General features: G+C 50.2%; 20 protein-coding genes and 1 tRNA gene. 7 read left to right on the forward strand and 14 right to left on the reverse strand.

Annotated features, from left to right (window positions below):
* Position 1 precedes the first annotated feature (1 nt).
* Together BMX58_RS01745 and BMX58_RS01750 are read right to left on the reverse strand one after the other, a co-directional pair.
* On the reverse strand, positions 2-994 hold the full coding sequence (locus tag BMX58_RS01745; RefSeq protein ID WP_068621439.1) for a biotin--[acetyl-CoA-carboxylase] ligase: 993 nt from the start codon (positions 992-994) through the stop codon (positions 2-4).
* 131 nt (positions 995-1,125) lie between these two features.
* Positions 1,126-1,956, reverse strand: coding sequence for an aminotransferase class IV (locus BMX58_RS01750; RefSeq protein WP_068621441.1), 831 nt, complete (start codon positions 1,954-1,956; stop codon positions 1,126-1,128).
* A gap of 242 nt (positions 1,957-2,198) precedes the next feature.
* Between BMX58_RS01750 and BMX58_RS01755 the strand changes: the two genes are divergently transcribed.
* Positions 2,199-2,729 carry an HD domain-containing protein gene (locus BMX58_RS01755; protein WP_239420515.1) on the forward strand — a complete coding sequence of 177 codons (531 nt, stop codon included), beginning with the start codon at positions 2,199-2,201 and terminating at the stop codon, positions 2,727-2,729.
* A gap of 124 nt (positions 2,730-2,853) precedes the next feature.
* On the opposite strand, the gene BMX58_RS01760 is transcribed toward BMX58_RS01755, so the two are convergent.
* The 8 genes from BMX58_RS01760 to BMX58_RS01795 all read right to left on the reverse strand — a co-directional run bounded on the left by BMX58_RS01760 (position 2,854) and on the right by BMX58_RS01795 (position 10,408).
* Positions 2,854-3,636 carry a cell wall hydrolase gene (locus BMX58_RS01760; protein ID WP_068621443.1) on the reverse strand — a complete coding sequence of 261 codons (783 nt, stop codon included), beginning with the start codon at positions 3,634-3,636 and terminating at the stop codon, positions 2,854-2,856.
* Between the two features lie 561 nt (positions 3,637-4,197).
* Positions 4,198-4,268: transfer RNA gene (locus tag BMX58_RS01765), tRNA-Gly, on the reverse strand.
* Between the two features lie 143 nt (positions 4,269-4,411).
* Entirely contained in the window at positions 4,412-4,621 is a 210-nt protein-coding gene (locus BMX58_RS01770; protein WP_068621444.1) for a heavy-metal-associated domain-containing protein, read from the reverse strand.
* Between the two features lie 31 nt (positions 4,622-4,652).
* Positions 4,653-7,118, reverse strand: a complete 2,466-nt coding sequence (locus BMX58_RS01775) for a heavy metal translocating P-type ATPase (protein ID WP_068621445.1) — start codon at positions 7,116-7,118, stop codon at positions 4,653-4,655.
* Positions 7,108-7,584, reverse strand: coding sequence for a CopY/TcrY family copper transport repressor (locus BMX58_RS01780; RefSeq protein WP_068621447.1), 477 nt, complete (start codon positions 7,582-7,584; stop codon positions 7,108-7,110). Before BMX58_RS01780 ends, BMX58_RS01775 begins: the two co-directional genes overlap by 11 nt.
* A 105-nt stretch (positions 7,585-7,689) precedes the next feature.
* Positions 7,690-8,325 (reverse strand): Ada metal-binding domain-containing protein, encoded by a 636-nt coding sequence (locus BMX58_RS01785; protein ID WP_068621448.1) that lies wholly within the window; start codon positions 8,323-8,325, stop codon positions 7,690-7,692.
* A 122-nt stretch (positions 8,326-8,447) separates the two neighbouring features.
* Entirely contained in the window at positions 8,448-9,473 is a 1,026-nt protein-coding gene (locus tag BMX58_RS01790) for an NAD-dependent epimerase/dehydratase family protein (RefSeq protein ID WP_068621450.1), read from the reverse strand.
* A 254-nt stretch (positions 9,474-9,727) separates the two neighbouring features.
* Positions 9,728-10,408: a deoxynucleoside kinase gene (locus BMX58_RS01795; RefSeq protein ID WP_239420521.1), complete on the reverse strand. Its 681-nt coding sequence runs from the start codon at positions 10,406-10,408 to the stop codon at positions 9,728-9,730.
* A 237-nt stretch (positions 10,409-10,645) separates the two neighbouring features.
* Between BMX58_RS01795 and BMX58_RS01800 the strand changes: the two genes are divergently transcribed.
* Positions 10,646-11,614, forward strand: a complete 969-nt coding sequence (locus BMX58_RS01800) for an aromatic acid exporter family protein (RefSeq protein WP_068621452.1) — start codon at positions 10,646-10,648, stop codon at positions 11,612-11,614.
* Between the two features lie 410 nt (positions 11,615-12,024).
* Positions 12,025-13,125, forward strand: a complete 1,101-nt coding sequence (locus BMX58_RS01805; RefSeq protein WP_068621632.1) for a 5-methyltetrahydropteroyltriglutamate--homocysteine S-methyltransferase — start codon at positions 12,025-12,027, stop codon at positions 13,123-13,125.
* A 289-nt stretch (positions 13,126-13,414) separates the two neighbouring features.
* Here the strand turns inward: BMX58_RS01805 and BMX58_RS01810 are convergent, their stop codons facing one another.
* From BMX58_RS01810 to BMX58_RS01825, 4 genes are all read right to left on the reverse strand, one after another.
* Positions 13,415-14,323 (reverse strand): patatin-like phospholipase family protein, encoded by a 909-nt coding sequence (locus BMX58_RS01810; RefSeq protein WP_068621454.1) that lies wholly within the window; start codon positions 14,321-14,323, stop codon positions 13,415-13,417.
* A gap of 162 nt (positions 14,324-14,485) precedes the next feature.
* On the reverse strand, positions 14,486-15,853 hold the full coding sequence (locus tag BMX58_RS01815) for an Nramp family divalent metal transporter (RefSeq protein ID WP_084253776.1): 1,368 nt from the start codon (positions 15,851-15,853) through the stop codon (positions 14,486-14,488).
* Positions 15,854-16,016: 163 nt separating this feature from the next.
* Positions 16,017-16,910 carry an EamA family transporter gene (locus BMX58_RS01820; RefSeq protein WP_068621455.1) on the reverse strand — a complete coding sequence of 298 codons (894 nt, stop codon included), beginning with the start codon at positions 16,908-16,910 and terminating at the stop codon, positions 16,017-16,019.
* 161 nt (positions 16,911-17,071) lie between these two features.
* Positions 17,072-17,572, reverse strand: a complete 501-nt coding sequence (locus tag BMX58_RS01825; RefSeq protein WP_068621457.1) for a GNAT family N-acetyltransferase — start codon at positions 17,570-17,572, stop codon at positions 17,072-17,074.
* A 191-nt stretch (positions 17,573-17,763) separates the two neighbouring features.
* On the opposite strand from BMX58_RS01825, the gene BMX58_RS01830 reads away from it, so the two are divergent.
* The 4 genes from BMX58_RS01830 to BMX58_RS01845 all read left to right on the forward strand — a co-directional run bounded on the left by BMX58_RS01830 (position 17,764) and on the right by BMX58_RS01845 (position 21,491).
* The gene (locus tag BMX58_RS01830) at positions 17,764-18,465 is read left to right on the forward strand and encodes a response regulator transcription factor (RefSeq protein ID WP_068621636.1); all 702 of its coding nucleotides are present in this window, start codon (positions 17,764-17,766) and stop codon (positions 18,463-18,465) included.
* Positions 18,462-19,883, forward strand: a complete 1,422-nt coding sequence (locus tag BMX58_RS01835; RefSeq protein ID WP_068621459.1) for a sensor histidine kinase — start codon at positions 18,462-18,464, stop codon at positions 19,881-19,883. The genes BMX58_RS01830 and BMX58_RS01835 overlap by 4 nt, the downstream gene beginning before the upstream one ends.
* 222 nt (positions 19,884-20,105) lie before the next feature.
* A complete protein-coding gene (locus BMX58_RS01840) occupies positions 20,106-20,792 on the forward strand; it encodes a polyphosphate polymerase domain-containing protein (protein WP_068621460.1) in 687 nt (228 codons plus the stop codon).
* Positions 20,793-20,816: 24 nt separating this feature from the next.
* Entirely contained in the window at positions 20,817-21,491 is a 675-nt protein-coding gene (locus BMX58_RS01845) for a DUF4956 domain-containing protein (RefSeq protein WP_068621462.1), read from the forward strand.
* Positions 21,492-21,524 lie beyond the last annotated feature (33 nt).

Here is a 21,524-nt window from a genome sequence, read left to right on the forward strand (position 1 = left end):
ATTATTTTCCTTCTCTCTTTTTGATTCTGATGCTGATTTCTCCATAAGTCAGGGTTTTTGTTTCTCCATTCGGCAAAGCTACTATGAGTCCGCCGTCGTTGTCGATCGCGATTGCTTTGGCTTCGATCGTTTCGCTTCCTTGCGGGAAAGTGACTTGTTCGCCCAGGACGAAACAGCGTTTGCGGTACTCTTCCAGGTAGGAACGGGAGGCCAAGTCCGGGTAAAGGGCATAAAAATGATTGAGTATTTCGGCAGCCATTTGGTTCCTTGTCACAGTGACGTTTTTTGAATCGAACAAAGTGCCGGCAATCGACTGGAGCTCATCCGGAAAATCCTTTTCGGGCACCCGGAAATTCAAGCCGATTCCCAGAATGATCGTTCCGATCGTCCGCGATTCCATGTCCATGATCCCTTCAGTGAGGATGCCGCAGACTTTCCTGCCATCCAGGAAGATGTCATTCACCCACTTGATCTGCGGTTCCTTTCCGGTCAGTGTTTCGATTGCCTGGCAGACGGCGACAGCGGCAGCAGTCGTGATCAAGGTAGCATTGTCCATATCAGCAGCCGGCCTTAACACCAAACTCATGTACAGGCCCGATTCGCTCGGCGAGTAAAACGTTCTGCCTAAACGCCCTCTTCCCTTTGTCTGTTCTTCCGACAAAATGACGCCTTCGAAGCTTGGCTCTTCATTGACGATCCGTTTGGCCTCCAGGTTGGTCGAATCGATCGTTTTGTGCGTGAGGATCCGGTGATTTTTCAGCGCTTCCGACAGCAGCGGCACAATGGCTGCTTCCGACAGCAAATCAGTTTCGACCGACAGCTGGTACCCTTTATTCGTTGTTGCTTCTATTTGATAGCCTTCTTTTTTCAGACCATTGATGGCTTTCCATACGGATGTTCTCGATACTTCCAGTTTATCAGCCAAATCTTGGCCGGATATGCTTTCGCCCTTATGCTGCTCAAGATATTGCAGTACTTTCTCCTTTGTAGACATCCCTGACCTCCGTTCTTTTCTATAAAAAAACCACCGCTTGAACCGAAGCGATGGTCTCAATGCTGTATTCAGTTTAAACGCTGGGCCGCCCTTTGTCAACCCGTTCATAAAAAAGGGGTAACAATGTTTTTTTAGTGTTTCTTTTCTTCTTTATATATCCTGACCATCTCGGCATAATCCGCCATGATAGCCTGCACAATCGGATTTTCCAGCGTCGGAATCAGGTGATCTCCGATTTTCGCTATCGGCAGCACATTATTGCCGGTTCCGGAAACGAAGGCTCCTTCCGCTTCCTTGATCCACTCGACCGGGATGGCCGTCTCATTGATCGGTATCTGCCGTTTTTCGCAGATTTCGAACACTTTTTTGCGGACGATGCCTAACAATACGGCTTTTGCCGGAGGGGTGTACAATTCTTTTCCCTTCACAAAAAAGACATTCGTGCGGCTGCCTTCGGTAATCTCCTCGTTCCCATCCACAAGCAGCAGTTCGTAGACCCCTTTATCGGCTCGTTCCTGCAGTACCGCATTCTGATAATCCGACCGGACAAGTTTGATGTTCGGATCCAGCCTTTCGATATGGAATAGGCTCGTCGCGATTCCCTCTTCATAGTAGTTTTTCGGTGGATAGATGCTTTGGGTGAAGAAAATCCATAATACGCTTTCGCCTTTTGCTGTTTTCCCAAGTATGAACTTAAGATTCTGTTCGCCAACTTGATTGGCGGCGATCAGGCGATAGACGCGTTCGGCAATCGATTCGGCTGTAGCCGGCAACGGCTGATTCAGGTAAGCCGCGGACCGGAAAAATCGATCCAAATGATCCTCCAAAAACACAGCGATCCCGTCCTGGACACGAATGAGTTCATATACGGTCCGACCTTCAAATTCCGGATAGCTTCCGCCATCCTCGTTTTTGACAAGGTCATCATTCAACAAGTAATAAGGTCCTTCCACTTTCTCCATATTCGTCGCCCCTCCCCTTTCTTATATCCCCTATTCTACTCCGGAATCAAAAAAAGTACACGCCAATTCGCAAAACAGTGCATGTGACAATGAAATGACAAATATTTTAAAAAAACCGTAAAAGTGAAAAAAACGGAAAAAAACACAACGAGTCCCTTCCTTTTTTTCAGCGGCGGGTGTATAGTATGGGCATCATGAAAAATACAAACCAAACTACTATTATAAAGGATGATCGAATAAGCATGCAGATGCCACTATCCCATTGGAAAAATGATGCTGAATATGTTGCTTTGGTCGAAGATCTCATCTATCACGAAGAATTGTTGCACATGGAGACCATTACCCATCACCACTTCACCAATCGTTTGGAACATTCGATCCGCGTATCCTACAAGAGTTTTCAGATCGCCAAAAAATGGAATCTGGATGCCCGTTCCACTGCCCGCGCAGGTCTGTTGCACGACTTCTTCCATGAAGACCGCGATGCCGTTGCGCAGCTGAATATCGGTTCCCATGCGGATGCCCATCCCAAAATCGCTTGCGAAAATGCTTGCCGCATCACTGAAATCAGCGAACTGGAACGCGATATCATCCTGAAGCATATGTTTTTGGTGAGCCGTTGCGGCCTGCCGCGCTACAAAGAAAGTTTTGTCGTGACTTATGTGGACAAGTACGTCGCAATCAGGGAAGTCGTCGAGCCGATCAAGGAGATCGCAGGCTCCCGCCTCCGCAATCTGGTATCCAAATTAAGTCCTGTCAACGTCAACATCTAATCGAAAAACGATTCCCAACAGACAAGAGCAAATCCCGGTAAAAATCGGATTTGCTCTTGTCTTATTTTTGTGCAAAAAAAGCTGACCCATTGCGGAGTCAGCTTTTCTGCAAAATCTATATGGTTTAGAAGAATACGTTCGTTACGCCATCGCCTGAAGCGCGGAAGCTTTGTGCGGATGTTGTGCGGTTTCCGTTCAACACTTCGTTTACTGCTTGGATCGTTTCAGCTGATGGTACTTGTGCTGCTGCTGATCCGTTAGAAACTACTGAGAATTGACCTGATGCGTACAATACAGCATCGATCGTTGTTCCGCCCCAGATTCCTGAATCCACGCGGTTCATGATAACGGAAGCAACGTTCATTTTTTCTTGGTAGCTTGGGCCTGCTTCGGCTTGGACTACTTGATACAGGAAGTAGCTCGCTTGGTAAGTCGTTGCTGACGCTTGTGCCACCGGAGCCGGCTCCACATATGTTTCTTCGGCTGGTGCCGCTACTGGTTCTGCAACTGGTTCTGCAACTGGTTCTGCAACTGGTGCAGCTGCTTGAACTTCTTCAACAACTTCAAGCGGCGTTTCGACTTCAACAACTTCTTCGGAGCTGACATCGTAGCTCTTCACTTCTGCGTCTTGTTCAACAGTCACGATGTTGTGGTCCGCTGACAATACGATTGAATTGCCGGCAATGATCATGTCCGCATTTCCGATGCTGTTGACTTCCACTAATGCATTCACGGAAACGTCAGTCGCCAATGCGATTGCTGATAAAGTATCGCCCCATTGGAAAGTGTATTTGCTGCCGCTCTCCAAGTTTTGGATATCCGCTTTGATTTGATCTGCTGTACGTGCTGTCCAAGTGGATGAAGTATATTCTGTTGCGATTGCTTGTGTAGGATTTGCTGTTGCCATAAAACCGATGGCTGCTATAGTTGCGCTCGTTACGAATAATCTAGATTTGAAGTTTTTCATGTGTGTTTTGTCCCTTTCTTCTCTTCGCAATGTTTTCGTATTGCAATTTATACTCTTCGTGGCCTTTTATTTGATAAATACCGATTTATCCAGGTCCCGATCGGAGTTCTTTCAACAGAGACAATCCTATCACGAATCAAATCCAGAAAGTTAAAAACCCTCTGTTTGTTATTCCATCTTAACGCCACTGTCGCAAAAAACTGTTTATCTTACAAACATAAGTCAAATATTACGCTGTCGTAATATAGAAAATCAACTTGTAACAATTGACGGATCAGACGCTATTTTTCACAAACTTTGTTTCAAATCCGCCCGAAAACGTTGATTTATATACTGTTCAAATTGTAACAATAGTTTCAACGAGTGTAATTTCCCAAGCGGACGGGCGGTATCTTTCCAAGAATAGCTAAAAATCATTACAAAACATTTGCTTGATGTAAACAAAATTAAAAAAACCTTACCGAGTTCATCGGTAAGGTTAAGATTCATTGAATAGTAGGAAGCGGGCGACGGGAATCGAACCCGCGACATGACCTTGGGAAGGTCGCATTTTACCACTAAACTACGCCCGCATGCTGGTCTTCTCGACCGGACTGCATGTTCTATTCTACTCCTAAATTGTGCCTACGACAATAGCCAATCAGAAAAAATGTACAAATTTATTAGAAAAACTCCCTCAGCGGTCAGCACTGAGGGAGCCATACATTATCTTTACTCATTTGCTGCCGGTTACTTTGAATTTCGTGTCGGCCAAGGCTTCATTAAAGGTCGCTTCTGCGATGTCCTGGTTCATTTTGACTGTCGCTTTCTTTCCTTCCAGATCGACAATCACCTCTTCCACACCTGCGATTGCAGAAAATTTCTCCTGCACGGTCGCAACGCAACCATTGCATTTCATTCCATCAATCATCAATTCTTTTTCCATCATCGTTTCCTCTTTTCCCTATAATATTCCCTTACCGCTTCGATGCGGAAGGTTTGAACCCTTTCAGGCGCAACGCATTCAATACAACCGATACCGAGCTGAAACTCATCGCTGCTCCGGCGATCATCGGATTCAGCAAAGGACCGCCGAAGACATGCAGGATTCCCATCGCAACCGGAATGCCCAGAACATTATAAGCGAATGCCCAGAACAGATTTTCCTTGATGTTCTTGATGGTTGCTTTACTGAGTTCCACGGCGGTGGCAACCGCCATCAGATCGCTCTTCATCAGCACGACATCCGCCGATTCGATGGCGACGTCAGTCCCGGATCCGATGGCGATGCCGATGTCGGCTTGAGCCAATGCCGGTGCGTCATTGACGCCGTCTCCGACCATGGCGACTTTGCGGCCGTCCTTTTGCAGCTTCTTGACTTCTTCCGCTTTGTCTTCCGGTAGCACCTCACTCAGGACGCGGTCGATGCCCACCTGATTAGCGATGGCTTGCGCCGTCCGTTTATTGTCGCCGGTGATCATCGCGATTTCGATGCCCATGTCATGGAGTTTCTTGATTGCGGCGGCGCTGCTTGCCTTCACCGTGTCTGCAACGGCAATGATGCCCACCAGCTTTTCATCCATCGCGATATACATCGGTGTTTTGCCCTGTTCAGCCAACGCATGGGAGGTTGCGGCAAAGGAATCGAGGCCGATCGCATGATTCAGCATCAGCTTTTCATTTCCCAACAGCAGCTCTTTCCCATCGATTGTGACCGCAATTCCGAACCCCGGCAATGCCCTGAAGGCAGACGGTTTCACTAAAGCCAGCTTTTTCTCCTCGGCGTCGCGAACGATGGCCTCTCCCAGTGGATGCTCCGACCCTTTTTCGGCTGATGCAGCCAACAGCAGCAGCTCCTCCTGATCGAACCCTTCGCTGACCAGAATATCCGTCACTTTCGGTTTGCCTTCTGTGATCGTTCCCGTCTTATCGAAAACAATCGTCTGAATTTTATGCGTAACTTCCAGAGCCGTACCGCTTTTGATCAAAACACCGTTCTCGGCACCCTTGCCGGTACCCACCATGATGGCAGTCGGTGTCGCCAGGCCCAAAGCACACGGACAGGCGATGACCAAAACCGAAATCGTGATCGTCAGCGCGAAAATCCAGGATTCCTGTCCCAGGAAATACCAGGCAAGCCCCGCTAAGATAGCGAGCACGATGACGATCGGGACAAAGTAGCCCGATATCGTATCCGCAAGCTTGGCGATGGGCGCTTTTGAACCTTGGGCATCTTCGACCAACTTGATGATTTGCGCCAACGCAGTGTCCTTGCCGACTTTTTCGGCCCGGTACTGAATGGTTCCGTTTTTGTTGATGCTGCCGCCGATGATGGCATCGCCTGTTTTTTTCTCTACCGGGATGCTTTCCCCTGTCAGCATTGACTCATCCACGGAAGTTAAGCCTTCCGTCACGTTCCCGTCGACGGGCATTTTTTCTCCTGGCCGGACGACTAGGATATCCCCAACCATGACGGATTCCAACTTGATCTCCTCCTCATTGCCGTCGCGGATGACCCGGGCAGTCTTAGGAGCCAAGCCCATCAGTTTTTTGATGGCTTCCGATGTCTTGCCTTTGGAAACGGCCTCGAAGTATTTTCCGAGCGTGATCAGCGTCAAAATGACAGCCGCTGACTCGTAATAAAGGTTCATGACCAGCTCATTGTTCCCTCCGATTGCCGCAACGGTGCCATATAGGCTGTACAGAAAAGCCGCACTAGTCCCCAAAGCCACCAACGAGTCCATATTCGGGTGTCCTTTGAACAAGGACTTGAAACCGACTGTAAAAAATTTCGTCCCCAGCACCATGACCGGAATCGTCAGCAGAAGTTGCGTGAGCGCGAACATGACCGGATGCATATCCGGGTGGAGGCTGATCGGCAGCGGCAAGCCCAACATGTGGCCCATCGCAAGGTACAGAAGCGGAACCGTGAATACAGCCGAGAGCCAAAAACGACGCCACATATTTTTGATGTGCTGTTCCTTCTTCTCCTGGTTTCGGTCGCTTTCTTCAACCGTTGCGTGCTCTTCGATCGCCTTGTAGCCCGCTTCGGACACTACTTTTTCAATTTCCCCAGCATGCAGCACGGTCGGATCGTAGGAAACGACCATTTTTTCGGTGGCCAGATTCACGGAGGCACCCGACACGCCGGCAACGGCTCTGGTCACTTTCTCCACGGTTTGGGAGCACGAGGCGCAGCTCATGCCTTCGATGAGAAAAGTTTTTTCTTTCTGATTCGCCGCCAAAACATAGCCGGCTGCATCGACCGCATCCTTCAGTGCTTCTTCGGAAAAGGTGCCTTCTTCGACGGCGACTGTCAATTTCTCGGTCGCCAAGTTGACGGTGGCTTCCTCAACGCCCGCTACTTTGGCGGCAGCCTTCTCCACAGCTTGGGAGCAGGAGGCACAGCTCATTCCTTCTATATCGTATGTCTTATTTTTCATCTGGTGATTCCTCCTCATGTATGCAACCAGTCTGTTTGCAGTTACATTGACCTGGCGTGCACATGCACTTCACTTCGGCGACTGCCGTCATTTTTTTCTGGGCAATCACCTTTTCCAAAAGCGCAACATCGGCATGGCTCAGTGTCGCCCTTTCGATCAGCTCCGCTATCGTGCGGCCGACTTTTTTCGTGCAGACATGCGCCAAAAGGTCTTCGGTAGCGCCGCCGACGCTCTCCTGTTCGGATACGGTCGCGCTGTATATGAATTTGTTGCCGATCGGTTCCGTTGCCAACATGCCCTTATCCACAAGTCTGCCGATGAGCGTTTTGACGGTGGCTTGCTTCCAATCCATCTTTTCCTGAAGTACAGCAACGATCTCTCTGCTCGTCGCTTTTCCGTTGGTCCAGACGACGCGCATCACTTCCCACTCGGCATCGGTGATTTTCTTTTGGGCTTGTTCCGCCATTTTTTTCACCCTTCCGTTTGTTTTCTGACCTAAGTTTACATTTGTAATCGTTTCGTGTCAACTCTTATTGTCCGAAAAAAAATACCTTTGCAGGTGTCGGGTTGTCTATTCGGATTCAGGTTCAGACTGTTGGTTCGGCTGTGCACGGGTCGGGCCGGAAATACGCCTGGAAGCACGCAATTGCCCCCTGTACCGGACGGGATCCACCCCTTCTTTATCTTTGAAGAAACGGGAAAATGCGATCGGATCGGCAAAACCGATCCGGTCAGCCACTTCCTTCAGCAGCAAGCGCGTGTGCCCCAGCAGATAGCGGGCCCGGTCCATCCGTACCCTATCCACGTAATCCATCAATGAAACGCCGTAGATGCGGATGAAGACCTGCTGCAGTTCCGATGACGGTCCATGGCAAGCTTCCGCAATCCGGTTGACGTCCAAGGTTTCCGGATAGTGGGTGCGGATGAAACGTTCCGTCTGCCCGGCCCACTCCAGATCGGATACTTCCTTACCGTTGGGACGGCATCTGCGGCAAGGACCGTATCCGAGCATTTCCGCCTCTTCGGAGGAGAAAAAAACCGTGACGTGATTGAATTTCGGAACAAGTGAAGGACACGATGGCCTGCAATAGACATGGGCATGGCGATCCCCATAAAAAAACAGCCCGTCAAAGGACTGATCCCGTTCGTTGATCGCCCGCCATTGCTCCACCGTCACCAAATGCCCCTTTGCATCACTTGCCATCATCCGCTTCTTTCCTCCACATCCGTTCGTTCCTGCATCTATCCTATTATAGTACAGAAGCGGACGCTGCGGGAAGGTGTGCGGAAAAAAAAGAACGCAGCTCCGGCGAAGCTGCGTTCTTTTTATTAACGGATATCCTTTTGGAAGCTGGCTTTCAGCGACTCGTACAGCGCGATCGTATCGTCGCACCACTGGTCGAATGCGGGTTCTTCGACTTTCAGTTCCGGGTGCGCGTCCATGTATTCCAAAAAGAGCTGCAGCCCTTTCCGCAGCGGAATTTTGCATGCGAAGTCCGGATTGACCTGCTTCAATTTCGAGATGTCGAAGATGTTGGACCAGCGTTTGTCGCCCTGGATGGACTGCATCAGGTCATATTGCTTGGAGGCACTCAGCAGCTCCGTCGAAATGTAGACCGGCTTATATGCGACCCCCAACAACGACGCCAACTCCTGATAGACCATGTCCCACGTATGCGGCTCGGGATTCACGATGTGATAGGTCTCGCCGACCGTTTCCGGATTGGCCACAATCGGCTGGATGCCTTCCGCAAAGTCCTCCGAATGCGTACTGGCCCACACCGATTGGCCATCGCCATGGATGATGACCGGCTTGCCCTGCAGCATCCTGGCGATCACGCTCCAGCAGCCTGAACCCTTCACGCTCAAGGGGATCCGGTCTTTTGAGTAGGTCTGGGTCGGCCGGACGATCGTGATCGGGAAGCCTGAAGCTGCCTTCGCTGCGAGGAAGGCTTTTTCCGCTGCAGCTTTGTTTTTGCCGTAATCTGAATATTTATTTCCCATCTGCGATGTTTCTTTGACGTTGCAGGTCGCTTCGTGATCCAGTACGACCACCGTGCTCACATAGATGAATTGCTTTGTGTGGCCGGCAAATATTTCAATGTTGTCCTGGGCATTTTGCTCGTCCCACACGATGAAGTTCAGCACGGAATCGAACGCTTTGTCCGCGATCCAGGCTTTCATGAAGGCCGTATCCGTGATGTTTCCGACCACCGTCTGCACATTGATCGGGAGATCCGCGTTCCGGTTCCCTCTGTTCAGTACGTAAACCTCATTGTGGGGATCGGCCGCCAATTTTTTTGTCGCCGGCAAGGATATGTTGCCGGTCCCACCGATAATCAGTATTTTTCCCATTCCATCAAACCTCCGCTCGTTGATAAGAAGCATCCTTCAGTCCCGGCATGTCAGGCCCTCCTTGCCGTTGTCGGACTCTTTTTGCATGTCCTCATTATACCGGACCCGCCTGTTATCCAAAACGATTTGCCCTCAAATGGGACCCCTTTTTCAGCACTTGTCCTGATTGCAGGCGAAAAACTGATTATTAGGTTCAAGATTCATTTCTTCGAAAAAAAGCACTCTCCTGAACCGGAAAGTGCTCAAAACGGTCTTTAGTTGCCCATAAATTCTTCAACGGATCCGGCATGAACGAAGCCTTCCCCGCGCGCTTCCAGCAACGCTTCTTCGATGATGGCCATGACCTTCTCTTCGTCCCCGAGATTATTGACGATGTCGAACGCATCGATGTCGATCTTTATTTTGGCGCTCTGGTCGTACTCCTGGTACCACTGCTCGTAATTGTCGTACAGCAATTCGTAGTAGGCCAAGAGTTCCGGATCGTCCTCGATCTGTTCGAATTCGCGGCCGCGTTTCTTGATGTGCTCCAGGATTTTCTCGAAGGATCCGTCCAGATAGATCAGCAGATCCGGCGCTTTTCTGGGCATCCCGGCCAATTCTTCCATCATGTTGGCCAACAGATCGTTGTAGATGTCCATCTCTTCTTTGGAGATGTTGCCTTGCAGGTGGTTGACCCTTGTGAACAGCGCGTCCTCATAAATCGAACGGTCCAAGACATTGTTGTCGTCCGTCAACGCTGCCTTAATGCTGCGGAAACGCGTATTCAAAAAGTAGATCTGAAGGCTGAAAGCCCATTTTTGCGGATTGTCGTAAAACTTATCCAGAATCGGATTGTAATCGACACTTTCGAAAAAGGCCTCCGTCCCCAACCTTCTTGAAATCATTTCCGTGTACGTCGACTTGCCTGCGCCTATCATTCCTGCCATTACCAGCACGCTCAATCATATCCCTTCCTTTGGTCTTATCTGATTATTTCCGTATTTTATGCAATTTCCGATCCGCTAGTCCGCGGAACAACATCCAGTATCATACCATGGCAGCGGAACGAGATATAGTGTTTTTTCATTAGAAATCAGCGCTGCGGGACCCCCTTTGGAGTCCCTGTGCTTCTTCCGAAAACACTGGTCAAACGGACGGAAATGCACTATGCTAGAAAAAAAGGAGTGATGCCCATGAGCTTGAGCCACCGCACCATCAAAATCGCTTTTGCAACCGTCATTGCGATTCTGATTGCGCAATTTTTCGGCTTGAATTATTCCGTTTCGGCCGGGATCATCGCGATCCTCAGCGTGCTGGACACAAAAAAATCTTCCGTATTGACGGCGTTGCAGCGGGTAGCTTCCACCGTGCTGGCATTGACGATTGCAACAATCCTTTTCCGTTTGTTCGGATTCCATATCGTCGTATTCGGTGTCTACTTGCTTTTCTACGTTCCGTTGGCCTATCGTTTCAACCTTCAATCGGGCATCGCGCCTTGTTCGGTGCTTGTGACGCATCTGTTGTTGGAAAAGACGACCAGCTTTCCCTGGCTCCTGAATGAACTCGCCTTGATGATGATCGGCGCGGGAGTGGCCATCTTTTTCAACCTGTACATGCCTTCGAAAGCGAGCCAGATCATTGCGCTGCGTGAACAGGCGGAGGCAAAGATGAAAGAAGTGCTGCAGAGTTTCAGCATCGCGCTCCGGGAAGGACAGGATCAGAATCAAGTCCGCCTTTTGGCTGAACTCGATGACTTGTTGGAAAAATACAGGAAAGTTGTCTACGCGGAGTTCGACAATCAGCTGCTGGACCAATCGACCTACAATATCCGCTACTTCGACATGCGCAGCGAACAGGTCACGATCCTGAAGTACATGGCCACAAACCTCGGGCTGTGCGCGTTGCCGACCAGGGAGAACAAAATATTGGCCGGGCTTTTCTTCCTGACCGCTGCCCAGCTGCACGAACAGAACACCGGCATTTATCTGCTGGAGGACATCGACTCCTTGCAGCAGTCCTTTCGCGAAAGCGAGCTTCCCGTTACCCGCGCAGAATTCGAAAACCGCGCCATCCTGTTCCAGTTGCTGAATGATTTCAGGCGCTTCATCCAGACAAAAAAAGACTTCTATGAAGCCTATGCCGCTGAAATCCGCACAAAATGATTAATTTATCATGAGGAATCGTTTGACACTTACTAATCGTACTGTTATTATATACATAATTTCAAACGACATCACAGTGAAAAGAAGAGTACGGATAGCGGAAATGCACAGAGAACCTCGGCAGCTGAGAAGAGGACAGGAAAGTCATCCAGAAAATGGTCTTAGAGTGATTAGTTTGCGAACGCCTTCTGGCCTCAGCAAGCTACGTGCGCATACGTTACAATGCCGCAGTATAACAAGACCAATCGTCTCGCGTACTGACTGAGGGAGCCGGGCGCAAGCAGACTCCGAACCAAGGTGGTATCACGATGAGCAATCATACGTCCTTGCACAGCAATGTGCAGGGGCGTATTTTTTTACTGTGCAATCAATGGTTTGACAAAAATAATAAACGGAAGAAGGAACACAACATGACAACAGCACAAAAAACGACAACCTTACCATTCAGAGCCGACCACGTAGGAAGCTTTTTGCGCACCGAACCGTTGAAGGACGCCCGCCTGAAATTTGCGGCCGGAGAAATCGACGCGGCTGTCTTGGACAAAGTGGAAACGGAAGAAATCACGAAACTGGTCCAGGACCAAAAGGATAACGGCTTGCAAGGCTTCACGGATGGCGAATTCCGCCGCTCTTGGTGGCATATCGATTTCATCGAAAACCTGAACGGCTTCGAGGGTTATGTGCCGGAACACGGCTATGATTTTGGCGATGTGGAAGTCCGCAAGTACGCTTTCCGCAACGTCGGCAAAATCTCCTTCAATCCGGAGCACCCTTTCCTGGCCGCTTTCGAATCATTGAACGAAATCGTTGGTGACCAAGGCGTGGTCAAGTTCACGATTCCGAGCCCGAACGAGGTCTTTTATCCGGGCTACCGCAACGAGGAAATTTATCCTTCCGTCGAAGCGTACCAAGCGGATGTGCAGCAAGCCTACATCGACACGGTCCAAGCTTTCTACGATCTCGGTTGCCGCTATCTGCAATTGGATGATGTGCACTGGGGCTTTCTCTGCAACTTCGCGAGCGATACGGAGGCATACCGAGCGGATAAGCGCATCGCTGCCGAAAATGTGCAAGCCATTATCGATGCCAAACCGGCCGACCTTGTCCTGACGACGCATGTCTGCCGCGGCAACTACAAATCCCACCACTCCTTGGAAGGCCCTTATGATCCGATTGCGGAGGAATTGTTCGGGCAAACCCATTTCGACGGCTACTTTCTGGAATACGATACCGATCGTTCCGGCGGTTTCGAACCGCTTGCCTACTTTAAAGGTCACGGCCGCATCGTACTGGGCCTAGTCACTTCGAAGACTGCGGAACTGGAAGACAAAGAAGAAATCAAAGCACGCATCAAAGAAGCCAGCAAATATGTTCCTTTGGATCAATTGGCGCTGAGCACGCAATGCGGCTTTGCCTCGACCGAAGAAGGCAACCTGCTGACGGAAGCAGAACAGTGGGCGAAAGTCCGCCACGTAGTGGAGATCGCCAAAGAAGTTTGGCCGGAAGACTAATCTGATGATGAGAAAACGCCCCATCGGCAGCCGATGGGGCGTTTTTTGTTGACTTGTCTTAGCGGTCGGCGTTCAAAGCTGCCGGGAAATGCAGAAGCTCCGGTGAGCGGGGGCTTCGCCGGAGTTCAGGATTTGTTTCTTCTGCGTTCTCCGATAAGCGAGGCTTCGTCGGAGGGGCGGCTGAAAGTTACCGGTGTGCTCCGTCGGGCGGACGCGTCACCGAAGCTGGCGAACGTCACCGGAGCTCTCCTCCGGCGAACGGACGGATCGGATCCCTTGGCCGTCTCCTTCACCCCCGCAATCGTAGGCTCTCCAGCAGACTGTAGTCGATCGGATTTTCCCGAAGCATCCCCTTCGCAAGGTTGATGACTTCCTGACCGGCGCCCACTTTGAAAACAAAATGCGGCTCGATCGGGAAATTCACCTGAATGTCGGCCTGTTTCGTCAGTTGGCGATCCAATTGCCGGATCAGGATATCCAGGCTCTGGATGGCGACGTTGAACGGCGAAGCGAGTTGCCGGTCGACCGCATCGTAAATCATCGAAACGGACATCAGCACGCTAAAGCGTTCGCGGTCAAACAGCGGTATCGGGAGGTTCATCATCACACCCCCGTCCACCAGTTGCCTCCCGTCTATGCATGCGGTCGAAAAAACCAACGGAAAAGCGCAGGACGCCGCCACGGCGCTCCCCAATTCGATGTCGTGCGGATAGACGACCCAATCACCGGAGGGGCTCGAAAAATAATCCGGCCTGTTGGTGAACACGATCAATTCGCTTGTGCGGATGTCGACGCTGGGGATGGCAAGGGGCATGCGACAATCGGACAACATTCTGCACCCGAATTTTTCATACAAACTGCAGGCCATCTGCTGCAGGCTCTGCAGCGCTACGAATCCGTTGTTGTGTTCCCGCACCTGTTGGATAAGTTTGTAGGCCGGCCTGCTGAAGATCCCGCTCTCTTCGAAATTCTTCTCGGCTTCCAAAAGCGCGTCTTCTATCTGCTGCGCCTTAAGCCCGCAGGCAACCAGGGCGGCGATGACCGCTCCCATCGACGTTCCTGCGACGGCATCGATCGCAACTTGGTGTTCCTCCAGGTCATGGAGGACCGCCAGCTGCGAAAAAGATTTCAGACCGCCACCCGCCAAGCTTAACCCAAGCAATTTCTTCGGTTTTTCATCATATCGAGGCTTATCCATTTTTGGCCCTTCTTTCAACAGCTTCTCTCATGAACATTATCCCTCAGAATGGCGCTTTGCACAAAACAAACGAATGGCGCTCCCCCCCTTCGTCGTATTCAATATGCAATACCCAAAAAATACAGGGAAAGCAGATGCCTGCTCCCCCCGTTTTTGCCGGTTCTATAGTTGTGAAATGATATTGACGACCAGAAAGATGTTCAGAACGATGATGACACAGGTGGCTGTCCAAGCCAACACCTTTTGTAGCTTCGAATTGACAAAGTTCCCCATTTTATTTTTATCGCTCGTGATCTTCAGCAACGGGATAAGCGCAAAAGGCAGCTGCAGGCTCAGGATGACCTGGCTCCAGATCAGTAAATTTTCCGTTCCCGATTCGCCCGCCAACAAAGTGACGATGAAGACCGGAATGATTGCCAACAAACGGGTGATCATGCGCCGGAGCCATGGTTTCATCCGCAAGTGAATGAAGCCTTCCATAACGATCTGACCGCTCAACGTACCGGTAATGGTTGAATTTTGTCCCGAACAAAGCAAAGCCACAGCGAAAAGACTGCTTGCGGCAGCCGCACCCAGTGTCGGGCTGAGCAATTTGTACGCATCTTCGAGCGCCCCAACGTTTTCATTCAGTCCATGAAAAGCAGCCGCCCCCACGATCAAGATGAGCGAGTTGATGACGAAGGCTCCGCTCAAAGACAGAACAGAATCAATTTTTGCGAATTTGACGGCTTCCTTCTTCCCTTCTTCCGTCCGTTCGTAATCCCTGCTTTGGATAATTGAAGAATGCAGATAGAGATTATGCGGCATGACCGTCGCTCCCAAAATGCCCAAGGACAAAAAAAGCATGCCATGATTCGATAGTATTTCCGGAGTCGGCAAGTACCCTTTCAGCAGTGGACCCCAGTTTGGGGACGCCATCATCATCTCATAGAAGAAAATTCCGAAAATAGAGAACATCAGGACGCCGACGATGGATTCGATCCAACGGAACCCCTTTTTTTGCAACAAAAGCAACAGAAACACATCCGCGGTGGTGATCACGACCCCCACAACCAAAGGGATGCGGAACAAAAGATTCAAGGCCAACGCGGATCCGATGACTTCGGCTATGTCCGTCGCCATGATGGCCAGTTCCGTCAGGATCCAGAGGAAAAAGCCGACAGGTTTTGAAACAGTAGCGCGCGTCGCTTGAGCGAGGTCCATATTCGTGGCTATCCCCAATCTGGCGGATATCTCCTGGAACATCATCGCCAGCAGGCTGGATACGAGCACAACAGCCAACAGTGCGTACCCGTAGCGCGAGCCTGCCGCTATCGAGGTGGCCCAGTTTCCGGGATCGACATATCCGACAGCGACCAGCGAACCCGGTCCCATGAAAGCCATTAATTTATTCAGGAAATTTGCATTTTTAGGAATTGTTACAGAGCTGTTGATTTCCTCGAGACTGACATGATGCACTTGGCTTAGGAACTTGTTTGGGATAACATCTTCCATCGTTTTCAATTCCGGAGCAGCCTGTTGCTTTTCCATGGTGTATTCCTTCTTTCTTCTTGCTATTATGCCTCTTATTTTACACCTCGTTCGGATAAACGCAATATTTTTTTCGTCTCACCTAAACTTTTCTTGAGATTGACCAACAAAAAAACAACTCCCCTCAACCGAAATTGAGAGGAGTTGTTTTTCCGAAATATTTCTATTCGAACCCTAAGATAAAAATCCCTACCATGATCATCGCGATGACCGCGTATTGCTTCGCAGTCAACTTCTCCTTCAGGAAGATGCGCGACAAAATGACGGACACCATGCTGTAGGACGAAATCATCGGGGCGACGATGACTGCGTTTGCGCTGATCGCAAAAACGTAAAAGAACTGTCCCAACGTTTCGAAGATGGCCGCCAGACCGCGGTCCTTCTGATCGCGTAAGGCAAATGTTTCCTTCTTTATCAGGACCAGGTAGATCCAAGCCAGCACAGCCACAATCAGCCATGTCAATTCATAGGAGATGTTCGCCTGCATTTCATCCATCCCTCTGTCGAAGACCCAGGCATCCGCGAAAGTTCCCAGTGAATCGATGAAGGCATACCCCAGCGGGAACAGCAAGGCGATGGCACCGTATTTGTATTTGCGGTCGATCATTTCCTTGTTTTCTTTCCGCTCCGCTTCGGCGAACCGTTGCTCGAAAACAGACAGCAGGATCACGCCGATCGTGATCAAGCCGACCGCAAAAAACTGGATGCCGGTCATGGACTGCCCCAGGAAAATGAAAGTCATCAAACCCGATATCGCTCCGGACGAGTTCTGCACCGGCGAAGAAATGGACAGCTCCAGGAAACGCAGACCTGCGTAACCGACCGCCATCGAAAGAATGTACAAAGCCGATACCGGCAAATAGGTGATCATGTTGATCGGCTCATAGGCCACGCCTGAAGTCAGCATGACATAGACCGCATGGATCCCCATGACCGCACCCACCATGATGACGATCTTCAGATAACTGTACTTGTCTTTCGGATCGCTCCCTTTTTTATAAAATAAATCCGCTGTGCCCCAGGCCAACACGGATACTATCGCAAACAAAAACCACATGCGTCATCCATCCTTTGTAAAATAATTTCAAAAAACTTGCTTACTAATTATACTATAAGGATGGATACTGCAATAAAAATTATGCAATGTCAACAATATATCAACAGACCAATCATAAGTGACACACCCCGTCAGTTAGATAGCTGCCTGCCGATATACGATCAGTCGCGCACTCTTTTGCCCATATAGACAAGGTCGCGTTCGATGCCGTCAAGTTCGGCGACTCTCGGCAAATAGCCCCATTGCTCGAAACCGAATTTCTTCATCAGCCCGATGCTTGGTTCATTGTGGCCGAAAATAAGGCAGACCAGATTGGTGATGTCCAGTTCTTCGCAGGCGGCTAGAGCGGTTTCCATGATTTGGGTGCCCAGCTTTTTACCGCGGTAGTCTTCATGGATATAGATGCTCAACTCCGCCGTCTTGTCGTAGGCGGCGCGCTCGTGGAAAGCCTGGAAGCTCAGCCAAGCGCAGATTTTTCCGTCCTCTTCGAAAACCCAGATCGGTCTGTAGCTGGGCGAATGATCCAAAAACCAACCCATTTTCTGCTTGACGGTCACCGGCTCCAGGTCGGCCGTTACCATCCGGCTGGGAATGGTCTGATTGTAGATAGCGACGATTTCTTCCACGTCATCCAAGGTTGCGTTTCTATGTGTAAGGGTCATGGTTATTTCCTCCAAAAATCATTATTCACAGTCTGATCCAATAAGGACTATACGCTATTCTACCAGTTTGCAAGGGAATTGTGCAGCTGTTTTCGGAAAGGAGCGCAATTTCTGCAGGATTGCCGCAGTTTTTCGTAATCTTTCCAATGGAAATCGGTTATACTGAATACAAGAATGGGGTGGAAATAATAATGAATGAAGAAATATATATCGCAGAGGATGAAGAGGGCATCCGTTTGACCGTAAAGACCTTTCTCGAGAGCGAAGGTTATGCGGTCTCCGACTTCCCGAACGGCGACCTGCTTTACGAGGCATTCCTGAACAAGCAACCGGACTTGGTCATCCTCGATGTGATGATGCCCGGATCGAGCGGCTTCGAAATCACGAAAAAAATCCGCGACATCAGTTCGGTGCCGATCATCATCCTGACCGCAAAAGACAGCGACATGGATTATGCGACGGGCATCAACCTGGGCAGCGATGATTATTTCACGAAACCGTTCAGCGCCATCGCCCTGAATATGCGCGTGAAGGCTATATTGCGCCGCATCAAGATGGATCAGGAACGGTTGCCTTCCCGCCAGGAAGAAGCGACGCTCCGGATCGGCGATATCGAAATCGATCTTGCTGCCATGTCCGTCAAGCAACAGGGTGTGCCCCTCAACCTGACGCCGAACGAATACAATGTGTTCGTTTATCTGATCGAAAACAAAAACCGGGCCGTTTCAAGGGATGAGCTTTTGGATTCGATCTGGGGCTACGGCAAGGATATCGAAACGCGCGCTTGCGACGATACGGTCAGACGTCTGCGCAAGAAAATTGCCGACTCCACTGTCGAGATTGAAACGGTCTGGGGCTTCGGCTTCACCGTGAAGGAGTCGGCGGCAGGATGAAGAACTCAAAAAAAAGTTTGAAGATCCGGCTCCTGACGACCATCACCCTGCTTTTGGCGGCCGTCTTCGCCTTCATTTATCTGGTGTTCAATTTTTTCTTTACCCAATACATTGAAACAACCGCGGATTCGCTGCTCGTTGAGGCGCGGCAGAATTACATCGAACGGCCATTTGATGGGGACAAAAAAGCGGAGCAGGAGCCGACAGCCTCGGATGCGGCCATTACGGACGAACCGCACGACAAAAATCCGGAACCGCATACGGCTTTTGCGTCCAGCGTCCAGAAAACGATCATTTCCGATGATTTCGAAATTCTCTTCCCGCAGGTCCAGTTTTCCGGCTTCAGCGACGAGGATGCCTTGACGAATTTCGTTTCCGGGCTGAAGAGCTCCGACATCAAGTTGGCCCGGACAGCCGATGGCAAACTGGAATTGGAAGACAACCTTTACTACTATGCCATCGCGCCCAATATCGAGGAAGAAGGGACCTACGCGGTATTCTTCCTGAACATGTCCGATCTGTATATCTTCGAACAGACCTTGAATCAAATCCTTCTGATCATCATGCTGATCGGATTGGTGACGATCGCCACCATCACCTATCTGATCGTTTCCAAGATCACGAAGCCGCTACAGACACTGGCTCATTTCGCCAACGAAATCGGCGAAGGAAATTACCAGACGATCGATGAGGAATTTGTCGACCTCGAGCTCCACGAACTGAAGACGACCATGAACGAAACCACCAAAAAGCTCAAGCTGTATGACGCGGATCAGCGGACGTTTTTCCAGAACGCTTCCCATGAATTGAGAACGCCGCTGCAGATCATCAAAACGAATGCGGAAGGCATCGAAGTCGGCATCATCGATGACAAAAAAGGCGCCATCGCGATCAAAAAAGAAACCGATAAACTGGGTACACTTGTGGAGGATATCCTCTATCTGTCGCGCTTGGAGACCCGCTCATCGGATCGGATGATGGTCACGAACGACTTGCGCGAGACACTGGCCTACACCGCCGAACGCTATGCGAGCGTCAGCGATCGGAACAATCTGCGCGTGCAATTCGACTTCCAGAAAGATCCCGTTCTCTTCCATTACGATGAAAAGGATTTTGAACGGGCTTTCCAGAACCTCATCTCCAATGCCCTCCGCTACGCGGAAAACATCATCCATCTGGGCTGCCGGCAGATCGACAACCGGATCATGATCACCATCCACAATGACGGCGAACCGATTTCAAAGGCCGATTTGCCGCACATTTTCGACCGCTTTTACAAAGGCAACAAAGGTGTGCACGGCATCGGGCTCTCGATCGTCCAGTCGATCGTGCAGTCCTACGGGGGACGCATCGAAGTCATGTCCTCCGCAAAAGGGACGACTTTCACGATCATCCTGCCGCAACAACCCATCCAATGAACCACCAATAGCCGGACCGCTTCGCAGACCGCCCCAAGGCCTGCGAAGCGGTCTTTTTGCGTTCGCATTCGGCAGGCAATCGACTTTTGCGCTTCTTTACGCACCTTTCCGCCCGTTTTGCGCCATTTTTGCAACAACTCTCTGCCCGCTTTACGGAGAATTGGTTCCCGGATCGGCATAGAATAAGGACATCAAGAGAAACAAGAAACGAGGTCGAGCGTTATGAGCCAAATCTGCTACCGCAATGAATACAAACATGAAATTTCCCAAAAGAACCAAGTCATCCTGACGAGCCGGCTGAGAAAATTCCTGAAGCATGATGAGAACTCGGTAGGCAACAGTTACAGCATCCGGAGTCTCTATTTTGACACGATTTATGATGAGGCTTATTGGGACAAAGAGGACGGCCGCAGCTACCGCGAAAAATTCCGGATCCGTTATTACAACAATGACTGTTCCTTTATCCGTCTGGAGAAGAAAGTCAAGGACGGCGCCGTCGGTTACAAACAGAGCGCCCGCATCACGAAAGAAACCGCCGAGCAGCTCATCCAAAAAAATTATGCCTGCTTGGCTGATGCTAGCCACCCTTTGCTTCAGGAATTTTACGCCAAGTGCAAAAGCCAATGCATGGAACCGAAAGTCATCATCACCTACGAACGCGAAGCTTTCGCCTATGCACCCGGAAACACCCGCATCACCCTGGATTTTGATATGCACGCCAGCACCCAAGTGTCCTCCTTCTTTCACGATGGCCGGATAGGCATTCGGGAACCCGGGATCGACTGCGTGTTGGAAGTCAAATTCGACAATTACCTGCCCTTGTGGATCCAGAACCTGGTGCAGACGGAAGAAACAACGAGCACGTCGCATTCCAAATACGTCATCGGAAGACATCTGAATCAAATATAAGAAACATCCAGGAGGAATATTGAAATGACAACATTCACAGACATCTTAAAAAACAGCTTTTTGGAGCAGACGGCCGATTTTTCCATCGTCGCTGCTGCAACATCCTTGCTTTCGGCCTTGTTCATCGGGCTGTTCATCTTCTTCATCTACAAAAAAACCTATGCCGGCGTCATGTACTCGAAACCCTTCAATACCTCACTGGTGCTGCTGACCGTACTGACCACTTTCGTCATCCTGGCCGTCACTTCCAACGTAGTCCTATCCCTCGGGATGGTCGGTGCCCTTTCCATTGTCCGCTTCCGCACCGCCATCAAAGAACCGCTTGATCTGGTCTTCCTTTTCTGGTCGATCAGCGTCGGCATCATCCTGGGGGCAGGCCTATATGCATTGGCCTTCCTGGGCTCCCTTTTCATCACCGCCATCCTGCTGATCCTGACCGGCAAAGTCGATTCCTCGGCCCCTTACATTTTGATGCTCCAGTTGGAAAACGAAAATGCCGAACTGCAGGCAACCGAAATCATCAAAAACCGTTTCGGAAAAGTCATTGTGAAATCAAAAAGCATCACGGACGGCCAACCGGAACTGATCTATGAAGTGAAAGTCAAAAACAACGAGACTAGCTTCATGAACGAACTGAGCGCCATCGAGGGCGTTCAAAACGCCACTTTGGTCAGCTACAACGGCAACCAAGCCGGATAAGACCATAAGTAAAAAAACAAAACCAGACAGGAG

The sequence above is a fragment of the Trichococcus ilyis genome, from assembly GCF_900109135.1.
GTDB lineage: Bacteria > Bacillota > Bacilli > Lactobacillales > Aerococcaceae > Trichococcus > Trichococcus ilyis.